The sequence below is a fragment of the Jatrophihabitans sp. genome (assembly GCF_036000465.1).
Taxonomy (GTDB): Bacteria; Actinomycetota; Actinomycetes; order Mycobacteriales; family Jatrophihabitantaceae; genus Jatrophihabitans.
The window spans coordinates 1-17,742 of the sequence record NZ_DASYFV010000037.1; the positions used below are offsets into that span (position 1 = coordinate 1).

The window sequence follows — 17,742 nt, forward strand, 5'->3', positions numbered from 1 at the left end:
TGATACAAACTTGCGTACACGCGTGCATGTATGTGAGGGGACGAGATGGCCAGGGTGTTCGTGGTCGGGGTCGGCCTGACCAGGTTCGAGAAGCCGGGACGTCGCGAGGGCTGGGACTACCCGCACATGGCCCGCGAATCCGGCACGAACGCGCTGGCCGACGCCGGGATCTCCTACGACCAGGTGCAGCAGGCGTTCGTCGGCTACGTCTACGGCGAGTCGACGGCCGGCCAGCGCGCCGTCTACGAACTGGGGATGACCGGCATCCCGGTCGTGAACGTGAACAACAACTGCTCGACCGGTTCGACCGCGCTCTACCTCGCGGCCCAGGCGATCCGCGGCGGCCTGGCCGACTGCGCTCTCGCGCTCGGCTTCGAGAGGATGAAGCCCGGCTCGCTGAGCTCGACCTGGGACGACCGCGAGCAACCGATGATGCGGCACCTCCTCGCGCTGGCCGAGCTGCACGAGTTCGCGATGCCGACTGCGCCCTACATGTTCGGCGCCGCCGGGCGGGAGCACATGCAGAAGTACGGCACCACGGCCGAGCAGTTCGCCCGCATCGGGGTGAAGAACCACCGGCACTCGACCAACAACCCGTTCGCCCAGTTCCAGCACGAGTACTCGCTGGACGACGTGCTCGCGGCAACGATGATCTACGAGCCGCTGACCAAGCTGCAGTGCTCCCCCACCTCGGACGGGGCGGCCGCGGCGATCCTGGCGAGCGAGCGCTTCGTCGACGAGCACGACCTCGGTGATCGCGCGGTCGAGGTCGTCGGGCAGGCAATGGTCACCGACCTGCCCGGCACCCTCGAGTCGCAGTCGGCCATCACCCTGGTCGGCGCGCAGATGTCACGCCGGGCCGCTCAGGCGGTGTACGACCAGGCGGGCTTCGGCCCGGACGACGTCGACGTCATCGAGTTGCACGACTGCTTCTCGACCAACGAGCTGTTGACCTACGAGGCCTTGCAGCTGTGCGGCGAGGGCGAGGGCGGCAAGCTCGTCGACAACGACGACACGACCTATGGCGGGCGGTGGGTGGTCAACCCGTCCGGTGGCCTGATCAGCAAAGGCCACCCGCTCGGTGCCACCGGCCTGGCCCAGTGCGCCGAGCTCACCTGGCAGCTGCGCGGCGCCGCCGGCGCCCGCCAGGTCGAGGGCGCGCGGATCGCCCTGCAGCACAACATCGGGCTCGGCGGCGCCGCCGTCGTCACCGCCTACCGTCCGGCCAACCGCTGACCCTCACGACAGGAGAATCCATGGGCACGATCGAGAAGACCGTCCGGTTCGACGCCGCACCCGAGAAGGTGTGGGGCGTGGTGTCCGACCCGGCGCGCTTCGGCGAGTGGCTCGGCATGCACAAGTCGTGGAAGGGCGACCCGCCGGCCGAGTTCGCGAAGGGCACCCAGGCCACGGCCGTGGTCAGCCTGCTCAACATGCCGAACACCATCACCTGGACGGTGGCCGAGTACGACCCGAACTCGTCGGTCACGCTGACCGGCACCGGCATGGCCGGCGTGAAGGTGTCGATCACGCTCGGCGTCGCCCCGAGCGGCAGCGGCAGCGACATGACGATCCTGGCCGCCTTCGAGGGGCAGATGCTCGTCGGGGCCATCGGCGCCGCGGTCGAGAAGGCCGGGCGCACCGAGCTGGACGAGTCGACCGGCCGCCTGGCGGACCTCATCTCGTGACCTCGTTCAGCACCGACTCGCTCGGCGCCTGGGGTGAGCCGGACACCTTCGAGGTGACGGCCGAGCGCATCGCGGCCTATGCCGAGGCCACGAACGATCCGATCGCGGCGCACCGCAGTGGCGACATCGCGCCGCCGGTCTTCGCGATCGTGCCGTCGTTCCTGTCGATGCTGCAGGCGGCGTTCCTGGTCGCGCCGCCCGAGGTGGCGATGCGGGTGGTGCACGGCGAGCAGGACTTCCACTTCCACCGGCCGATCCGGCCCGGCGATGTCATCGTCACCCGGGTGAAGCCGCTCGGCTTCGCCGTCGGGGGCAGCGGCACACGGGCGGCGTTCCTCCTCGAGTGCCGCGATGCCGCGGGCGAACTCGTCAACGAGCAGTACATGACCGCCTTCTTCCGCGGCGTCGACGCCGGGACGTCCTCGGGCGGGCTCGCGCCGACGCACGGGTTCCCCGAGGCGGCGCGCGACGACGCCGCGGTGGCGAAGGTCGTCGGGCACGTCGACGCCGACCAGACCTTCCGGTACGCCCCGGCGTCGGGCGACCCGATGCCGATCCACCTCGACGAGGACGCCGCCCGCTCGGCCGGCCTGCCCGGGATCATCGTGCACGGCCTGTGCACGCAGGCGTTCACGTCGTGGGCCGTGCTCACCGAGCTCGCCGACCGCGACGTCAGCCGGCTCAAGCGGCTCGCGGTCCGCTTCGCCAAGCCGGTGCGGCCCGGCCAGGACCTCACCACCACCATCTGGGCCACGCCGACGACCGGCGTGTACGCGTTCGAGTCCGAGGCGGGCGGGGCGCTCGTCATCACCGACGGCCTCGCCGAGATCGCCCCGGCCTGATCTTCGACGAGGGACACATCATGGGAGCACTCGACGGCCGCGTGGCGGTCATCACCGGCGCCGGGCGCGGTATCGGTCGCGAGCACGCGCTGCTGTTCGCGCGGGAGGGCGCGAGCGTCGTCGTGAACGACCTCGGCGGTGCAAACGACGGCAGCGGCGCCGACGCCGGTCCGGCCCAGGAGGTCGTCGACGAGATCGTCGCCGCCCGCGGCAGCGCGGTGGCCAACACCGACAACGTCGCGACGTGGAACGGCGCGGCCGCGCTCGTGCGGCAGGCGGTCGACAGCTACGGCCGGCTCGACATCGTCGTCAACAACGCCGGCATCCTGCGTGACGGCTTCGTCGCGTCGCTGACCGAGCAGCAGTGGGACGACGTCATCGCCGTGCACCTCAAGGGTCACTTCGCCGTGTTGCGCCACGCGGCCGAGTACTGGAAGGACAGGTCGAAGGCGGGCGAGCAGGTGGCGGCGTCGGTGGTCAACACCGCTTCGGCGTCCGGGACGTTCATGCCCAACGCCGGGCAGCTCAACTACGGCGCAGCCAAGGCCGGCATCGCGGCGATGACGCTCGTCGCCGCGCAGGAACTCGAGCGCTACGGCGTGCGCGTCAACGCCATCGCGCCGATCGCCCGCACCCGGCTCACGCTGGCCACGCCCGGCATGGGCGCGATCTTCGCCGCGCCGGTGGCCGAGGGTGAGTTCGACATGTTCAGCCCGGCCAACATCTCCCCTCTCGTCGCCTACCTCGCCACCGAGAAGTGCCCGCACAACGGCAAAGTGTTCGCGGTGCAGGGCGGCTCGATCCAGGAGCTCGAGACCTGGCGCACCACGCGCGGCACCGACACCGCCGGGCCGTGGACGATCGACGACATCGCCGAGCGCACCGCCGACTGGAGCTGAGCATGTACGAGTGGTCCGAGACGGACCTCGCGGTCCAGGGCGCGATCCGCCAGTTCGTCGACACCGAGATCCGGCCGCACCGGGAGGAACTCGAGTTCGGCGACCGGCCGCCCTACGACATCCTGCGCAAGCTGTGGAAGACGTTCGGCATCGACGTGATGGCCTCGGACTCGATCGAGAAGCTGCTGGCCGAGGACGGCTCGTCCGGTGGCGGCGGGATGCTCGGTGGCGGCGGCCAGGCGAGCCTGGGCGTCATCCTGGTCAAGGAGATCTGCCGGGTCTGCCCCGGCTTCGTCGGCGCCTTCGGCGTCAGCCTCGGGCTGGGAGCGTCGACGATCCTCTCCCGCGGCACACTCGCGCAGAAGCGGCGCTGGGTGCCGAGCCTCGTCACGCTGGAGAAGATCGCCGCCTGGGCGCTCACCGAACCCGGCTCCGGCTCGGACGCGTTCGGCGCGATGAAGACCACCGCCCGGCGCGACGGCGACGAGTACGTCCTCGACGGGCAGAAGACGTTCATCACCAACGGGCCGTACGCCGACACCGTCGTCGTCTACGCCAAGCTCGACGACGGCGCGACCGCCCTGCGCGACCGCAAGATCCTCACCTTCGTGCTCGACAGCGGGATGCCCGGCTTCACCCAGGGCAATCCGTTCCGCAAGATGGGCTTCCACTCCTCCCCCACCGGCGAGCTGTTCTTCGACGGCGTGCGGCTCGGCCGCGACCGGCTGCTCGGCGAGACCGAGGAACACGCCGGCGGCGACGGCCGCAGCAGCGCCAAGTCGGGCTTCGTGGCCGAGCGGACGGGCGTCGCCGCGATGTCGCTCGGCATCATCGAGGAGTGCCTCGACCAGTGCACCCGCTACGCGAAACAGCGGATCCAGTTCGGGCACCCGATCGGCGACTACCAGCTCGTCCAGCTCAAGCTGGCCAAGATGGAGGTCGCCCGGATCAACGTCCAGAACATGGTTTTTCAGTGCCTCGAGCTGTCGGCCGCGGGCAAGCAGCCCAGCCTCGCCGAGGCGTCGGCGATGAAGTGGTATGCCTCCGAGACGGCCACCGAGGTGGCGATGGAGGCGGTGCAGCTCTTCGGTGGCAACGGCTACATGGCCGAGTACCCGGTCGAGCAGCTCGCGCGGGACGCGAAGTCGCTGATGATCTACGCCGGCAGCAACGAACTGCAGATCACGCACGTCGCGAAGGGCGTGCTCGAGCGTTGAGCGTCAGCCGGCCGCGCCGGCCACGGCCCGCACGACATGATCGACCGGCGGGAACACCGCGCGCAGCCGCTCGCGGGCGCGGCGCCAGCGGGCGTTGCGCTGCCGGGGTGGCAGGTGCCAGGTCGAGATGAGCAGGCCCCGCATCGCGTCCATGGCGGTGAAGACGGCGTCGAGCAGATCGGGGTCGACGAGTTCGGGCCCGGAGCCACCCGCGTCGGCGGCGTCCCGAAGGCTCTCCATGAGTACCGGCTCGACGCCGGCGACGTGGCGCCGCAGCTCCTCGTCGGTGCGGGCCGCGACCCAGAGCTCGACGGTGGCGGTGAAGGTCGGGCCGTGGTGCATGCGCCACAGCACGTCGAGCAGCTCGCCGATCGGGTCGTCGGACTCGGCGACCCGCGCGATCTGGCTCCAGCCGAACTGCGCGCTCTTGCCGGCGAGGTGGGTGACGGCAGCGGTCACGAGATCGTCCTTGGTGCGGTAGTGGTGCACCTGGGCGCCGCGGGTGACGCCGGCCCGCTCGGCGATGCGGGTCACGGTCGTGCCGGCGTAGCCGAACTCGACGAGGCAGTCGATCGTGGCGTCGAGCAGTCGTTCCCGCATCGCCGAGCTGCGCTCGTCCTGGGTCCGGCGGCCCGACGTTGTGGTCACCCCGCAAGCTTACATACCGGCCATCCTGTATCTAAGCATGGCAGGAGGGAAATGATGTCGTACCCCTCTGCAAGTCTTGATCAGTGCTCAACGATGCGCTCCCCGCCCGGCCCGAAGCGAGACGGCTGCTCGCCAGCAAGCTGCTCACCTCCATCGGTCAGGGCATGACCCTGCCCTTCCTCTTCGTCTACTTCACCCGCGTCCGCCACCTCGACCCCACGGTCGTCGGCCTGGTCGTGGCGTGGATGGGGCTGCTCTCGCTCGCCCTCGCCGGGCTGGGCGGCAGCCTCATCGACCGCTTCGGCCCGCGCCGCATCATCCTGCCGCTCTACGTCGTCAGCGCCGCGGGCATCGCGTCCTACGGGTGGGCCACCACCGAGCTCGCCGCCTTCGGGGCGGCCACGCTGTGTGCGATCGGCGGCTCGGCGCTGTGGTCGGGCGAGAACACGATGCTCAGCCGGGTCACCGGCGACGACGAGCGGCAGCACGTGTTCGGCCTGTCGTTCACCCTGCTCAACCTCGGCATCGGCATCGGCGGGGTCACGTCCGGCTTCATCGCCGACATCCACGACCCGGGCAGCTTCCGCCTGCTCTACGTCGTGAACGCCGCGCTGGCCCTGGTGCCGGCGCTGATCCTGCTCACCCTGCCGCAGGTCGGGCACCGCATCGCCCGGCCCGAGCGCGCGCCCGGCGTGGCCGCCGGCGGCTACCGCGACGTGTTCGCCAACCGCGCGTTCCGGCGCTACCTCGTCTTCGCCCTGCTCCTCACCGTGTGCGGCTATGCGCAGATCGAGGTGGGCTTCCCGGCGTTCGCGTCGCTGGTCGGAGGCGTGTCCACGAAGGTGATCGCGTGGGGGCTGGCCGCGAACACGCTGACGATCGTCGTGTCGCAGCTGTTCGTCCTGCGTCGCCTGCGCGGGCGCAGCCGCAGCACCGCGCTGGCGACCGCGGCGACGATCATCGCCGGCTCGTGGGTGATTCTCGGCGTGAGTGCGCTCGGCAAGGGCGTGAGCCCGGTCCTCCCCGTTCTCGGCGTCGTGCTGTGCGCGAGCGTCTTCGCCTGCGGCGAGACGTTCATGTCACCGATCATGCCGGCGGTCACCAACGCGCTGGCCACCGAGGAACTCCGCGGTCGCTACAACGCGATGGGCTCGCTGATCTTCGGCGTCACCGCCATCGTCGGCCCGCTGACCGCGGCTCCGCTCATCGGGCACGGCCTCGGCGGGGTGTGGGTGGTCCTGGTGGTGGCCGGCAGTCTGGCGGCGGTGGTGGCGGCCCGGTCGCTGCGCCGGCTGCTGACCCCGGAGCAGGACGGCCGGTTCGGCGCGGTCGGCGTACCGCCCGAGGCTGCGGTCGTCGGCGCATGATGGGGGCATGAAGCTCGTCCTCGACCTGCACGACATCTACAACAAGGGCGACCAGATCGAGCGCGCGCTGCACGACGTCATGGCCGAGGCGGCGGCGAAGAAGGCCAAGCTCGTCGAGATCATCCCGGGCAAGGGCTCGGGGCAGTTGAAGAAGAGAGTGCTGCGCTTCCTCGACCGCAAGGACGTCCGCCCGCTCTACCACCGGGTCGAGAAGGACAAGGACAACTTCGGCCGGGTCTTCGTGCATTTCCGCTGGAAGTAGCTGCGCTACCTTGTCCCGACAAGGGGCGGTAGCTCAGCCGGTCAGAGCAGCGGACTCATAATCCGTCGGTCGTGGGTTCAAGCCCCACCCGCCCCACAGGCGCCTTCCGCGACCGGGATGTAGGTGGCCCGGCGCCCGCCGGAGCGGGCGCCGGACCCGAGCTCCGAGGTGCCGCACCGTTCCCCCGATCGGCGTCGCACCAGAACTCGTCCGTCCACCTTGACCGATCGTTCTCGTCTCCCGCCGGTCCGAAGGTCCACGAGGTGCGGGGTCCTTCGTCCCGAAGGGGTCCGGCGCCCGTTCGCAGCGTCATTGCAGCGTTGCTCGGGTAGCGTTGCGAGCACTGTGACTGCGCACACAACCAGCACATTCACCGACGCGCTCTCGACCCATCGCGACCACGATCGCTTCCTCGAGTCCGGCGCGGTGTCGGCGCGCGTCCGCGACCTCGTTGCCGAGTCCTGGCTGCGTTCGGCCGCGGCGGGGGTCGACGCCGACCGGCCCGAGGCCCCGGTCGCGATCGACGCCGACGAGCTGCGCGACTACCGCGAGGCCCACCCGCTCTCCCAGGTCTTCCCGCTGCTCTACGACGTGCTCGGCCGCGCCGCCGAGGAGTGCGACAGCCTGCTGGCCGTCGGCGATTCCGACGGCCGCCTGCTGTGGGTGTGCGGACGTCCCGGCGTGCTCGCGCAGGCCGAGGGCATCAACTTCGCCGAAGGCACCTCGTGGGACGAGGGCCGGGCCGGCACCAACGCCCCCGGCACGGCCCTGCGCCTCGACGCCCCGGTCCAAATCCGCGCGGCGGAACACTTCCGCCGCGCCGTGCAGCCGTGGACGTGCGCGGCCGCCCCGATCCACGACCCGATCACGCAGGCGATCCTCGGCGTGGTCGACGTGACCGGCACCGAGACGATCGCCTCGCCGCAGACGATGGCCATGGTGCGCGCGGCGGCCCGGATGGCCGAGGCCGAACTCGGTCGCATCGTCGCGGTGTCCGGACGCCCGAAGCTGTGGTCGTCGGCGCGGGAGCCGGTCTGCCGGCTCGAGGGGCTCGGCCGGCCCGACTGCCAGGTCGACGTCGACGGTCGCACGAGCCGCCTCACCCACCGGCACAGCGAGATCATGGTGCTGCTGGTCGATCGCCCCGAGGGTCTGACCGGCGACCAGCTCGCCATCGAGCTCTACGCCGACGACGTGCGGGGGTCGACGATCCGGGCCGAGCTGACCCGCCTGCGCGCACTGCTCGGCGCCGACCTGCTCGACTCCCGGCCCTACCGGCTGCGCTCGACGCCGGCCTGCGACTGGCTGCGGGTGGGTGAACTGATCGAGGCCGGTCGGGTGGCCGAGGCGATCCGTGCGTACCGCGGCCCGCTGCTCCCCCAGTCCGACGCACCCGGCGTGGTCGCGCGCCGCGAGCGGCTCGAGCGTGACCTGCGCGCCGCCGTCTACGCCTCGGGTGACCTCGATCTGATGATGGCCTGGACGCGCTCGCGCTGGGGCGCCGACGACGTGCAGATGTGGGAGCGGCAGGCCGGCTTGCTGCCCGAGAGCTCGCCGCTGCGCCCCCTGGCCGTCACCGAGGTGCGCCGGCTCAACCGCGAACTCGGCGCCTGACTCAGTCGTCGCGGGTCCGGTCGAGGCGCTCGGGGGCCCGCTCGAATCCGGCCGATCGGTACGTGGCGACGGCGGCGGCACGGGCGCTGGGCGTGCAGACCAGTGCGCTCGTCGAGCCGAGCGCCCTCAGTTCGGCCGCAGCCGCCCGGCAGATCGCCCGGGCGTACCCGCGCCCGCGGTGGGCGGCGTGGATCCCCAGCGGCTCGATCAGCCCCGGACGCCCCGCCCCCGCCGACCACACCGTCACTCCCCCGACGGCAACGCCCTGATCGTCATAGGCGAGCAGGCAGCGGGCGTCGGCGAACGGCGCCCCGTCGGCCATCGCGTGCCACCGGTCATCGGTGAAGCGTGCGCTGTCCCAGGCGGACCGGTGGACCTCGGTGAACTCGGAGACCTGCGCCAGGCCGATCACGTCGACGCGCAGGTCCTCCGTCTCCACCGGCTCCGCAAGATCACGGCGCAGCGGTGTCCACGCCTCGCCGCCGCTCCAGCCGGTGTCGGTCAGGATCTCCTGGACCCGCGTACCGTTCGGCGACTCGACCGATGCCTTCCCCGCCGGCAGCACGCCGCGCCGCGGGTCGGACAGGTCGGAGACCACCTCACGGGCCAGCTCGGCGTCGTGGCGGACCTCGGGCGCGACCGTCATCCGCAAGACCTCAGGGCTGTCCAGGAAGCCGATGCCGACGATCCGGCCGTCCCGACTCCAGGTCCGCAACGCCGCGGCCGTGGCCTCGGCACCGAACTGCCAGTTCCAGCCCAGGTCGCCCGGATGCAGCTGCATGGTCAGCCCCTCGACCTGCCAGCTGCGCAGCGCGTTCACGACCTCCACGAGCTGATCGACGCTGGGGGTGCTCAACTCGATGGCCACGCGGGTCATCACACACGATCACCCGGCGGGGCGCACCCGAGTTCTCGGTGGAGCGGGCGCACTTCGATCTTGCCGTCGCGGATCTGCGACGCGTCGGTGGCGAGCTTGTTCGCCACCTTCAGGTCAGGGGCCTCCCACACCCGGACGCCGGCGAGGTACCCCTTCGACGCCACGATCGAACGCGCTGATGCCCGGCTGCTGCCGGGCTGGTCCTGGTCGTCGAGCACGGAAATTAGGTACTGCATAGGATCTTGCACTCCAACCGATGTTCGAATACAGGAGGCCGGTTGTCCACAAATTTCGGAACATCTGAGAAACTGTCGAACGGTGTTCTATTCTGTGATACATGATCAGAACTGCGGCGTCGGAGGCTCTCGCGGTGCTCCGCGTGGGGGTCGACAGGCTGCTCGACGCGGATCTGACGGCCCTGTCCGGGGTCGAGGTCGCCGAGCTGTTGGCGGCTCTCGAGGTGCAGCGCCGCCGGCTTGATGCGGTGGACGTCGCGGTGTTGGCCGAGGCCGACTGCCGCGGCGTGGCGGGTGAGTACGCCCAGACCGGCACGCCGGAGTTGGTGATGACGTTGTGCCGGGTGGATCCGGCCGAGTCACGGCGCCGAACCGAGGCCGCCCGCACGCTCGGGCCGCGGCGCACGGTGACCGGGGAACCGTTGCCGCCGATCCTGGCCGCGTCGGCCGACGCCCTTCGTGCCGGTGCGGTCTCGGCGACCCAGGTCGATGTGGTCACCCGCTGTCTGGGCAGGCTGGAACGGGTGCCGGACCTGCCGATGGCCGAGGTCGCCCCCGTCGTCGAACGCGTCCTGCTCGACGCCGCGCAGCACGAGCACCCGGGACTGCTGGCCCGCACCGCGCAGGCGATCATCACCCGCCTCGACCCCGACGGCGTCGAACCGAACGACGAGCAGGCCCAGCGCCGGCGTGACTTCGGGCTGCGGAAGCACCCCGACGGCACGTCCACCCCCACCGGCCGGTTCACCCCCGACGCCACCGCAACCATCGAAGCGATCCTCGACTCCCTCTCCGCCCCGATCCCGGCCGGGGAGGACGGCATCCCCGACGACCGCACCGCGGGGCAGCGCCGTCACGACGCGCTGCTCGACGCCCTCAAGCGGCTACTGCGCTCCGGCACCCTGCCCGACGCCGGCGCCGCGCCGGTCACCGTCATAGTCACGGTCAAGCAAGGCGTGGCGCGCACCGGGCACGGCGACACCTGGACGATGCCCGACGTCCTGCGCTACCTCGACTGCGCCGAGATCATCACCGTCGTCGAGAACGACCTCGACGGGGTCATCGCCTACGGCCGCACCAAACGCCTCGCCACCCCCGGACAACGCCGAGCCCTCGCCGCCCGCGACGGCGGCTGTAGCTTCCCCGCCTGCACCAGACCGGCCGCCTGGTGCGAGGCCCACCACGTGATCCCCTGGATCGACGGCGGGAACACCGACCTCATCAACTTGTGCCTCGTCTGCCCGTTCCACCACGGCGTGTTCGAGAAGGCAGGCTGGCGCGTCGACATGATCAACGGCCACCCCTGGTGGACGCCACCACCCTGGATCGACCCGGCCCGGAAACCCAGACGGAACACCGCCCACCACCCACCCGACCTCGACTTCACCAGCGAAGACAGACCACGTGTTTACAGCGTGATGCAACTCCGGGACGGACGGTGCCGCCCCCGTCGGCACTCGGCCGGCCCGACCGCCTCAGTCGCCGGCCCGATGCCAGCCCTGGTCGGCGTCACGCTCCGAGGGCGCGGGCGAAGCCGTCCGGGATGAGGATGTCGGAGCGCGTGAGGTCGTGGACGGAGCTCTTGCCGAGCCCGAGCAGCGCCGAGTCGATGCCGCCCCGGAGCACGTCGAGGACGTTCTCGACACCGGCCTGGCCGTTGGCGCCGAGGCCCCAGAGGTAGGCGCGTCCGATCATGACCGCGCGGGCACCGAGCGCGACGGCCTTCACGACGTCGCTGCCGCGCCGGACGCCGCCGTCGAGCAGCACCTCGATCTGGTCGCCCACGGCATCGGCGACGGCGGGCAGGGCGCGGATCGTGGCCGGCGTGCCGTCGAGGTTGTTGCCGCCGTGGTTGGACACCGAGATGGCGGTGACGCCGGCGTCGACCGCCGCCTTGGCGTCGTCGACGCGGCACACGCCCTTGAGCATGAACGGCCCGCCCCACTGCTCGCGCACCCAGGCGACGTCCTCCCACGACGGGGCGGGCGTCTGCATCCACTCGCCGTAGACACCGAAGAAGGTCGGCGCCGGCTCACCCGGGTTCTGCATGTTGGGCACGGTGAGGTCGGGGATCCAACGGGTCCGCGCGACGTTGTAGAGCCAGCGGGGCCGGGTGATCGCCTCCGGAGCGAAGCGCAGCGCCTCCTTGAAGGTCACCTTCTCCGGGATGCGCGGGCTGCCCCAGTCGCGGCCCATCGAGAAGGACCAGTCGAGGGTGGCGATCAGGCCGACGGCGCCGGCGGCGCGGGCGCGTTCCATGCGGGCGAGGATCTGCTCCTTCGACCCCGACCAGTACAGCTGGAAGAACGTCTTCGGGTTGGCCGCGACGACCTCCTCGACCGGCTTGCTCGCGAACGAGCTGAGCCCCATCACGGTGCCGCGCGCGGCCGCGGCCCGCGCGACCGCGACCTCGCCGTCGGGGTGGACGGCCTGTACGCCGGTCGGCGAGATGAGCACGGGCAGCGAGATGTCCTGGCCCATGACAGTCGTCGCGAGGTCGCGCTTCTGCGGCTGGCCCGCGGTGTGCGGCGCGAAGCCCAGCTCGTCGAAGGCGGCGATGTTGTCCTCGACGGTGAGGCCTCGCTCGGAGCCGGCGAGCAGCGCGCTGTACACCGACTTGGGCAGCCGCTTCTTGGCGCGGCGCTGGGCCTCGGCCACGGTCTCGAACCATGCGTTCATGTGCGGTCTCCTCGAGTCGTTCGTCGGCGGGCGGGCCGGGCGATGGCCGGACGCAGCGGGGCGATGGTGCGGTGGGTGCGGCAGCCGGCCCAGACGCCGGCTCCGTAGGCGATCTCGTCGGCGAGATGGGCCGCGGTGTAACGGATGGGGTCGAGCGAATCACGATGCGCGGCCCACGAGGTGAGCGGCGGACCCAGCAGCAGCGACGCGGCGGCCAGCCGGCGCCCGCGCGAACCTGGCAGCACCGCCGCCGCGGCGACAGCGGGCGCCGCGAGCTGGGTGAGATAACGCCCGACGCCGAGCCAGGTCTGGCGCACGGCCCCGGCCATCGACCGGGCGGTACCGCGGGTCGGCAGGCCGGCGGTCCGCAGGCGGCGGGACATCGCCGCCACACTCATCGCGTAACCCCCGGCGGCCAGGCCCGGCCGCCGCGCGAGCAGGGCGGCGACGGTAACCCCGAGCCACGGGTGGATGACGAGCGGGGCGCCGGCGCCGGGGTGCCGCAGCGCCAGCGGGGCGGCCGACGTGCCGTAGCTGAACCGCCGGCGCAGCAGGCCGGGCCAGGTGCCCGGCTCCTGGTGCGACACGCGCACGGCCGGGGCGTACCGAACCCGCCACCCTGCGGCATCGAGCCGCCAGACCAGGTCGACGTCCTCGCCCACACGCATGGACGCCTCGAACGCGCCGGTCCCGCCGGCCACGTCGAGCAGCGCCGCCCGCCGCGCGACCAGGGCCGCCGTCGGCACGTACGAGACGCGGGACTTCGGTGCGACCCGGCTGGGCCTCGGCCCGAGATCGAGACTTCCCCGGACCCGGGTGTAGCGCCCGGCCCAGGTGTCATCGGCGATCGCGGCGATGCGCGGCGCGGCCGCGGCGACCAGCGGATCGGCGAGGTGCGCGACGAGCGGGGCGAGCCAGCCGGCGGGCGGGACGCAGTCGCTGTCGAGCAGCGCCACGAACCCGGTGGTCACGGCGACGAGGCCGGTGTTGCGGGCAGCGGCCGGGCCGCCGTTGACGTCGCGCCGGATCAGCCGGGCGCCGTGCGCGGCCGCGACCCGCGCGATCGCGGCGGCGTCGCGGGAGCCGTCGTCGACGACCACCACGGGGTGCTCGCGACCGAGGGCGGCCAGGCAGCGCCCGAGCGCCTCGGGCCGGTCGAGGACGGGCACGAGCACGGTGAGGTCGAACGGTCCGGCGGCCGCCGGCGGCACCGGATGGGCCAGGCCGGAATCGACGAGCGTGCGGGCGAGACGGCCGGCGGTGGGACCGGCCACCGGGCCGGTGCGCAGCTCGTCGAGGGCGCGCCGGCCGGCGTCGCTGAGCCGGGTGATGCGGGCGGGCACGCCGCCGAACCAGGTACCGGGTTCGAGCTCGCGGGCACTGTCGTCGAGGGCGATGCCGAAGCCGTCGGGGAGACGGGCGGCCCCGGACGTCGGTGGCCCGTCGGCGCGGCGGTTCCGATGGAGCTCGCGGACCACCCCGGTCACAGGGCCAGCCCCCCGTCGACCGGCACGACGGCACCGGTCATCGCACCCGATGCCGGGCCGGCGAGGAACGCCAGCACCGCCGCGACCTCGGCCGGCTCGAGCAGGCGACCGAGGGGCTGCTGGGCCGCGAACGCCTGCGCACTCGGCAGTCCATAGAGCCGGGCGCTCTCGGCCAGGATCGCGGTGTCGGTGGAACCGGGGCTGACCGCGTTGGCGGTGACGCCGGTGCCGCCGAGCTCGACACCGAGCGCCCGGATCAGCCCGGCCACACCGGCCTTGGCCGCGCAGTAGGCGGCGAGCATCGGTAGCCCGCGGGTGGCCGCGGTCGAGGCGACGGCGAGGAACCGGCCGGCCCGCGGCTCGGGGCGGCGCAGCAGCGCCGGGATCGCCGCCCGGGCCAGGTTGAGCACGCCGCCGAGGTTGACGGCGAGGACGGCCTGCTCCTGCCCGACCGGCACCTCCCACGCCGGGACGCCGCCGGCCATCGCCCCGGCCGCCGCGATCGCGGCGTCGAGGCCGCCGTAGCGCGATTCGGCCTCGGCCACCGCGGCGTCGAGGCCGGCCTGATCGCGCACGTCGGCGACCACGGCGTGCACCCGGTCCGGGCCGAGCTCTCCGACCAGGGCGTCGAGGTCGGCCCGGCGGCCGAGCGGGTACGGCAGCGCCGGGTCGTCGGCCGCGAGGTCGAGCGCGAGCACCGACCAGCCGTCGGCGACGAGCGCGCGCACGGTCGCCGCACCGATGCCGCGCGCGGCGCCCGTCACCAGCGCCACCCGGGTCATGCGTCCACCCGCCCGGGCCACCAGGCGTCGACGTCGCGCACCAGGTCGGACGCGAGACCGGCGAGCACGCGCTCCCCCTCGGCGGCGCTCGCGCCGGTCGGGTCGCCCAGGATGCCGGTGGCCGTCACCGCCCGCACACCGCCGGAGCGCAGCGCGGGCATCAGCTCGGCGAGCGGCCGGGTCTCCCCCGGCACGGCGTGCTCGATCGAGACGGCGTCGGGCCGCAGCGCCAGCAGCATCGAGGTCTCGGTGCGGCCGGCGTGCGCATCGACCTGCCAGCGCGGCTGGTGGAGGCGCACGTCGCGGCCCTCGTAGCGCAGCCGATCGACTGCGTGGCCGACCGCGCCGGCGTTGCCGCCGTGGGCCGAGACCAGCACGATGCGGTCGAACGTCTCGGTGGCCGAGCGGCCGAGCTCGAGGACGAGCAGTTCGAGCGCCGCCTCGCCGATGGACAGTGTGCCGGCGAACCCGGCGTGCTCGCCCGACGCGCCGTAGGGCACGGCCGGGGCGACGACGACGTCGGCCCGGGCCGCGGCGAGCCGGCGCGCAAGTTCGACCGCCACGTCGGTGTCGGTCGACAGCGGCAGGTGCGGCCCGTGCTGCTCGGTCGAGCCGAGCGGCACCGCGAGCACCGCGCCCGCAACGACCCGGCGACCGGCCTCGGGTGAGGTCAGGCCGTCGAGTCGCTGCGACGCGCGGCGCGACACAACTAGAGCGCCAGCCCGGCGAGGGGGTTCTCGTCGCAGGCCCGCTCGGGCGGCCGCCGTGCGGTGAGCGTCAGCGGCACCGGCCGGGCCGGGGCGGTGCGGTGCGAGTGGTCGAGCGACGGCTTCGGCGCGGTACCCGCGTCGATGAGCGTGAGCGCCTGCTCGCCGTGCCCCTTCACGCACTCCGGATCGGGACCGTCGAGCGGCAGGCCGGTGAAGAACTTGGCCGCCATGCAGCCGCCCCGGCACGCGTCGTAGGCCGAGCACGACGTGCAGGCTCCCCCGCTCTGCGGCTGCCGCAGCTCGGTGAACAGCTCCGACTGCCGCCACACCGAGGTGAACCCGCCCTCGGCGCGGACGTTGCCGGCGAGGAAGTTCTCGTGGATCGCGAACGGGCACGCGTAGACGTCACCCACCGGGTCGATCAGGCACACGACCCGGCCCGCGCCGCACAGGTTCAGCCCGGGCAGGGCGTCGCCGAACGCGGCGAGGTGGAAGAACGAGTCGCCGGTGAGCACGTTCGAGCCGTGGGCGACGAGCCAGTCGTAGAGCTCGCGCTGCTGCTCGGCCGTCACGTGCAGCTCGTTCCACACGTCGGCGCCGCGCCCGGACGGCCGCAGGCGGGTGATGCGCAGCTGGGCGTCGAAGCGATCGGCGATCGCTTTGAAATCGTCAAGCTGATTGACGTTGTGCCGGGTCATGACGACCGAGATCTTGAAACCCTTGAACCCGGCGTCGTACAGATGTTGCATCGCGCGCAGCGCGGTGTCGTAGGACCCCGGGCCACGGACGACGTCGTTCACCTCGGCCGTGGCGCCGTCGAGGGAGATCTGCACGTCGACGTAGTCGCTGGCGGCCAGGCGCTGCGCGACCGCGGCGTCGATCTTCACGCCGTTGGTCGAGAACTTCACCCCGACGTGGTGCTCGGTGGCGTAGTCGACGAGCTCCCAGAAGTCGGAGCGGACGGTGGGCTCACCGCCGCCGATGTTGACGTAGAAGACCTGCATCCGCTCGAGCTCGTCGATGACGGCCTTGCACTCGTCGGTCGACAGCTCGCGCGGGTCACGCCGCCCGGAGGACGACAGGCAGTGCACGCAGGACAGGTTGCAGGCGTAGGTGAGTTCCCAGGTGAGGCAGATGGGGGCGTCCAGGCCGAACTGGAACTGCTCGACCAGCGGCAGTGCGGTGCTCGTCATGAAGGGGTCCTCTCGCAGATCATCCGGGACGTCGCGAGCGTGGTCAGCGCGGCGCCGTACTGCGGCAGTTCGGCGGCGGCGACCCCCGACGACAGGCAGGCGTCCCGCGCCGTCGGTGAGTCGGCCAGCGCGCGGACCACGGTCAGCAGCTGCGGGCTCTTCAGGAACGACAGCTGCCGGGTCCCGAAGTGGTAGAGCAGCGCGCCGAACCGCTCGGGGCGGATCGACACCTGCCGGTGCAGCTGCCACGCAGCGTCCAGGTCGAACGGGCGGACCTCGGTGTCAGTAGACACCGCACATGCCGTCGATGGAGACCTCTTCGACGAGGACGTCCTCGACGACGGCAGCCTCGTCGTGCGTTTCGACGGCGTCGCTCACCTCGGTCACGGTGGCGGTGGTGTCGTCCATGTCGGCTCCTCTGCGGATGGGATCGATGGTTTTCGTCACTCGGTGACGAATAGCTCGGTACGCTAACGTCGCCCCTCCGCAGGATCAATAGCTGGGCCGAAATTCACGAGGTACGTATGTCCGTCGAGGTGGAGACCGCCGGCCGTCCGCCACGCCGCGGTCGGCCGCCGGGCACCAGCGCGCGCGCCCTCGAACTCATCGCGCTCGAACTGTTCACCGCCCAGGGTTTCGACGAGACGACCATCGACCAGATCGCGTCCGAGGCCGGCGTCAGCAAGCGCACGTTCTTCCGCTACTTCGACTCCAAACCGTCGGTGCTGTGGGCCGAGTTCGACCTCGAGGTCGACAACCTGCGCCGCATCCTCGGCGACATGCCGGCCGACCTCCCGGTGATGGAGGCGGTGCGGCTGGCCGTGCTCGAGGCCAACCACTACCGGGCCGAGGACGCCCCCGAACTGCGACGCCGCATGACGCTGATCGGCTCGGTGCCCGAGCTCGGCGCGAGCGCGGCCGTGCGCTACGACGCCTGGGAGCGGGCAGTCGGCGACTTCGTGGCGAAGCGCTCGGGCCAGCCCGAGGATTCGCTCTACCCCCTGACCGTCGGCCGGGCCACGCTGGCCGCCTGCCGCGCGGCCTACGAGCGGTGGGCCGCCCGGGCCGACGCCGACCTGACGGTCTACCTCGACGCCGCCCTGCGCGCGCTCGCGGCCGGTTTCCGCGACGACGTCCTGACCGGCGAACCGACACCGAAGCGACGGCGCTCGACCCGCCGGTGACACCCCCCTGCCCGATCGGGCAGGGCCACCCTGCGACCGTACGGGCGCCACGATCGC

The 17,742-nt window shown here is 72.3% G+C and carries 20 protein-coding genes and 1 tRNA gene; 11 read left to right on the plus strand and 10 right to left on the minus strand.

All coding sequences use genetic code 11. The features are described from left to right. Positions 1 to 45: 45 nt before the first annotated feature. The 5 genes from VGN18_RS12130 to VGN18_RS12150 are packed head-to-tail and all read left to right on the plus strand — an operon-like array spanning position 46 to position 4,646. Entirely contained in the window at positions 46 to 1,236 is a 1,191-nt protein-coding gene (locus VGN18_RS12130) for a lipid-transfer protein (RefSeq protein WP_327539950.1), read from the plus strand. 20 nt (positions 1,237 to 1,256) lie between these two features. Next, positions 1,257 to 1,688 carry a type II toxin-antitoxin system Rv0910 family toxin gene (locus tag VGN18_RS12135; RefSeq protein WP_327539951.1) on the plus strand — a complete coding sequence of 144 codons (432 nt, stop codon included), beginning with the start codon at positions 1,257 to 1,259 and terminating at the stop codon, positions 1,686 to 1,688. Continuing rightward, positions 1,685 to 2,530, plus strand: a complete 846-nt coding sequence (locus VGN18_RS12140) for a MaoC/PaaZ C-terminal domain-containing protein (RefSeq protein ID WP_327539952.1) — start codon at positions 1,685 to 1,687, stop codon at positions 2,528 to 2,530. Before VGN18_RS12135 ends, VGN18_RS12140 begins: the two co-directional genes overlap by 4 nt. 20 nt (positions 2,531 to 2,550) lie before the next feature. Beyond that, positions 2,551 to 3,429, plus strand: coding sequence for an SDR family oxidoreductase (locus VGN18_RS12145; protein ID WP_327539953.1), 879 nt, complete (start codon positions 2,551 to 2,553; stop codon positions 3,427 to 3,429). Positions 3,430 to 3,431: 2 nt separating this feature from the next. Further along, positions 3,432 to 4,646 (plus strand): acyl-CoA dehydrogenase family protein, encoded by a 1,215-nt coding sequence (locus VGN18_RS12150; protein ID WP_327539954.1) that lies wholly within the window; start codon positions 3,432 to 3,434, stop codon positions 4,644 to 4,646. 3 nt (positions 4,647 to 4,649) lie between these two features. On the opposite strand, the gene VGN18_RS12155 is transcribed toward VGN18_RS12150, so the two are convergent. Beyond that, complete coding sequence (locus tag VGN18_RS12155) at positions 4,650 to 5,294, minus strand: TetR/AcrR family transcriptional regulator (protein ID WP_327539955.1); 645 nt, start codon at positions 5,292 to 5,294, stop codon at positions 4,650 to 4,652. An 83-nt stretch (positions 5,295 to 5,377) separates the two neighbouring features. On the opposite strand from VGN18_RS12155, the gene VGN18_RS12160 reads away from it, so the two are divergent. The 4 genes from VGN18_RS12160 (at position 5,378) to VGN18_RS12175 (ending at position 8,537) form a co-directional block, all read left to right on the plus strand. Continuing rightward, a complete protein-coding gene (locus VGN18_RS12160; protein ID WP_327539956.1) occupies positions 5,378 to 6,661 on the plus strand; it encodes an MFS transporter in 1,284 nt (427 codons plus the stop codon). 7 nt (positions 6,662 to 6,668) lie between these two features. Then, a complete protein-coding gene (locus VGN18_RS12165) occupies positions 6,669 to 6,923 on the plus strand; it encodes a Smr/MutS family protein (protein ID WP_327539957.1) in 255 nt (84 codons plus the stop codon). A gap of 22 nt (positions 6,924 to 6,945) precedes the next feature. Then, positions 6,946 to 7,019: transfer RNA gene (locus VGN18_RS12170), tRNA-Ile, on the plus strand. Between the two features lie 249 nt (positions 7,020 to 7,268). Continuing rightward, the gene (locus VGN18_RS12175; protein WP_327539958.1) at positions 7,269 to 8,537 is read left to right on the plus strand and encodes a GAF domain-containing protein; all 1,269 of its coding nucleotides are present in this window, start codon (positions 7,269 to 7,271) and stop codon (positions 8,535 to 8,537) included. A 1-nt stretch (position 8,538) separates the two neighbouring features. Here VGN18_RS12175 and VGN18_RS12180 read toward each other — a convergent pair whose 3' ends face one another. Next, positions 8,539 to 9,414 (minus strand): GNAT family N-acetyltransferase, encoded by an 876-nt coding sequence (locus tag VGN18_RS12180; protein WP_349259895.1) that lies wholly within the window; start codon positions 9,412 to 9,414, stop codon positions 8,539 to 8,541. Then, positions 9,414 to 9,632 (minus strand): hypothetical protein, encoded by a 219-nt coding sequence (locus VGN18_RS12185; RefSeq protein WP_327539960.1) that lies wholly within the window; start codon positions 9,630 to 9,632, stop codon positions 9,414 to 9,416. The genes VGN18_RS12180 and VGN18_RS12185 overlap by 1 nt, the downstream gene beginning before the upstream one ends. A 119-nt stretch (positions 9,633 to 9,751) precedes the next feature. Here VGN18_RS12185 and VGN18_RS12190 point away from each other — a divergent pair, with 119 nt between their 5' ends. Next, entirely contained in the window at positions 9,752 to 11,197 is a 1,446-nt protein-coding gene (locus VGN18_RS12190; RefSeq protein ID WP_327539961.1) for an HNH endonuclease signature motif containing protein, read from the plus strand. Here the strand turns inward: VGN18_RS12190 and mftD are convergent. From mftD to mftA, 7 genes are read right to left on the minus strand one after another with little or no spacing between them, the layout of a single operon-like run. Continuing rightward, positions 11,160 to 12,329: a pre-mycofactocin synthase MftD gene (gene mftD, locus VGN18_RS12195; RefSeq protein WP_327539962.1), complete on the minus strand. Its 1,170-nt coding sequence runs from the start codon at positions 12,327 to 12,329 to the stop codon at positions 11,160 to 11,162. The two genes, VGN18_RS12190 and mftD, sit on opposite strands and share 38 nt — an antisense overlap. Further along, entirely contained in the window at positions 12,326 to 13,816 is a 1,491-nt protein-coding gene (gene mftF / locus VGN18_RS12200; RefSeq protein WP_327539963.1) for a mycofactocin biosynthesis glycosyltransferase MftF, read from the minus strand. The genes mftD and mftF overlap by 4 nt, the downstream gene beginning before the upstream one ends. Further along, complete coding sequence (locus VGN18_RS12205; RefSeq protein ID WP_327539964.1) at positions 13,813 to 14,598, minus strand: mycofactocin-coupled SDR family oxidoreductase; 786 nt, start codon at positions 14,596 to 14,598, stop codon at positions 13,813 to 13,815. The genes mftF and VGN18_RS12205 overlap by 4 nt, the downstream gene beginning before the upstream one ends. Beyond that, on the minus strand, positions 14,595 to 15,305 hold the full coding sequence (gene mftE / locus VGN18_RS12210) for a mycofactocin biosynthesis peptidyl-dipeptidase MftE (protein WP_327539965.1): 711 nt from the start codon (positions 15,303 to 15,305) through the stop codon (positions 14,595 to 14,597). Before mftE ends, VGN18_RS12205 begins: the two co-directional genes overlap by 4 nt. 2 nt (positions 15,306 to 15,307) lie before the next feature. Next, positions 15,308 to 16,501, minus strand: a complete 1,194-nt coding sequence (gene mftC, locus VGN18_RS12215) for a mycofactocin radical SAM maturase (protein ID WP_327539966.1) — start codon at positions 16,499 to 16,501, stop codon at positions 15,308 to 15,310. Further along, positions 16,498 to 16,794, minus strand: a complete 297-nt coding sequence (gene mftB / locus VGN18_RS12220; RefSeq protein WP_327539967.1) for a mycofactocin biosynthesis chaperone MftB — start codon at positions 16,792 to 16,794, stop codon at positions 16,498 to 16,500. Before mftB ends, mftC begins: the two co-directional genes overlap by 4 nt. After that, on the minus strand, positions 16,784 to 16,909 hold the full coding sequence (gene mftA, locus VGN18_RS12225; RefSeq protein WP_327539968.1) for a mycofactocin precursor MftA: 126 nt from the start codon (positions 16,907 to 16,909) through the stop codon (positions 16,784 to 16,786). Before mftA ends, mftB begins: the two co-directional genes overlap by 11 nt. 116 nt (positions 16,910 to 17,025) lie before the next feature. Between mftA and mftR the strand changes: the two genes are divergently transcribed. After that, positions 17,026 to 17,685 carry a mycofactocin system transcriptional regulator gene (gene mftR / locus VGN18_RS12230; RefSeq protein ID WP_327539969.1) on the plus strand — a complete coding sequence of 220 codons (660 nt, stop codon included), beginning with the start codon at positions 17,026 to 17,028 and terminating at the stop codon, positions 17,683 to 17,685. Positions 17,686 to 17,742: the final 57 nt, after the last annotated feature.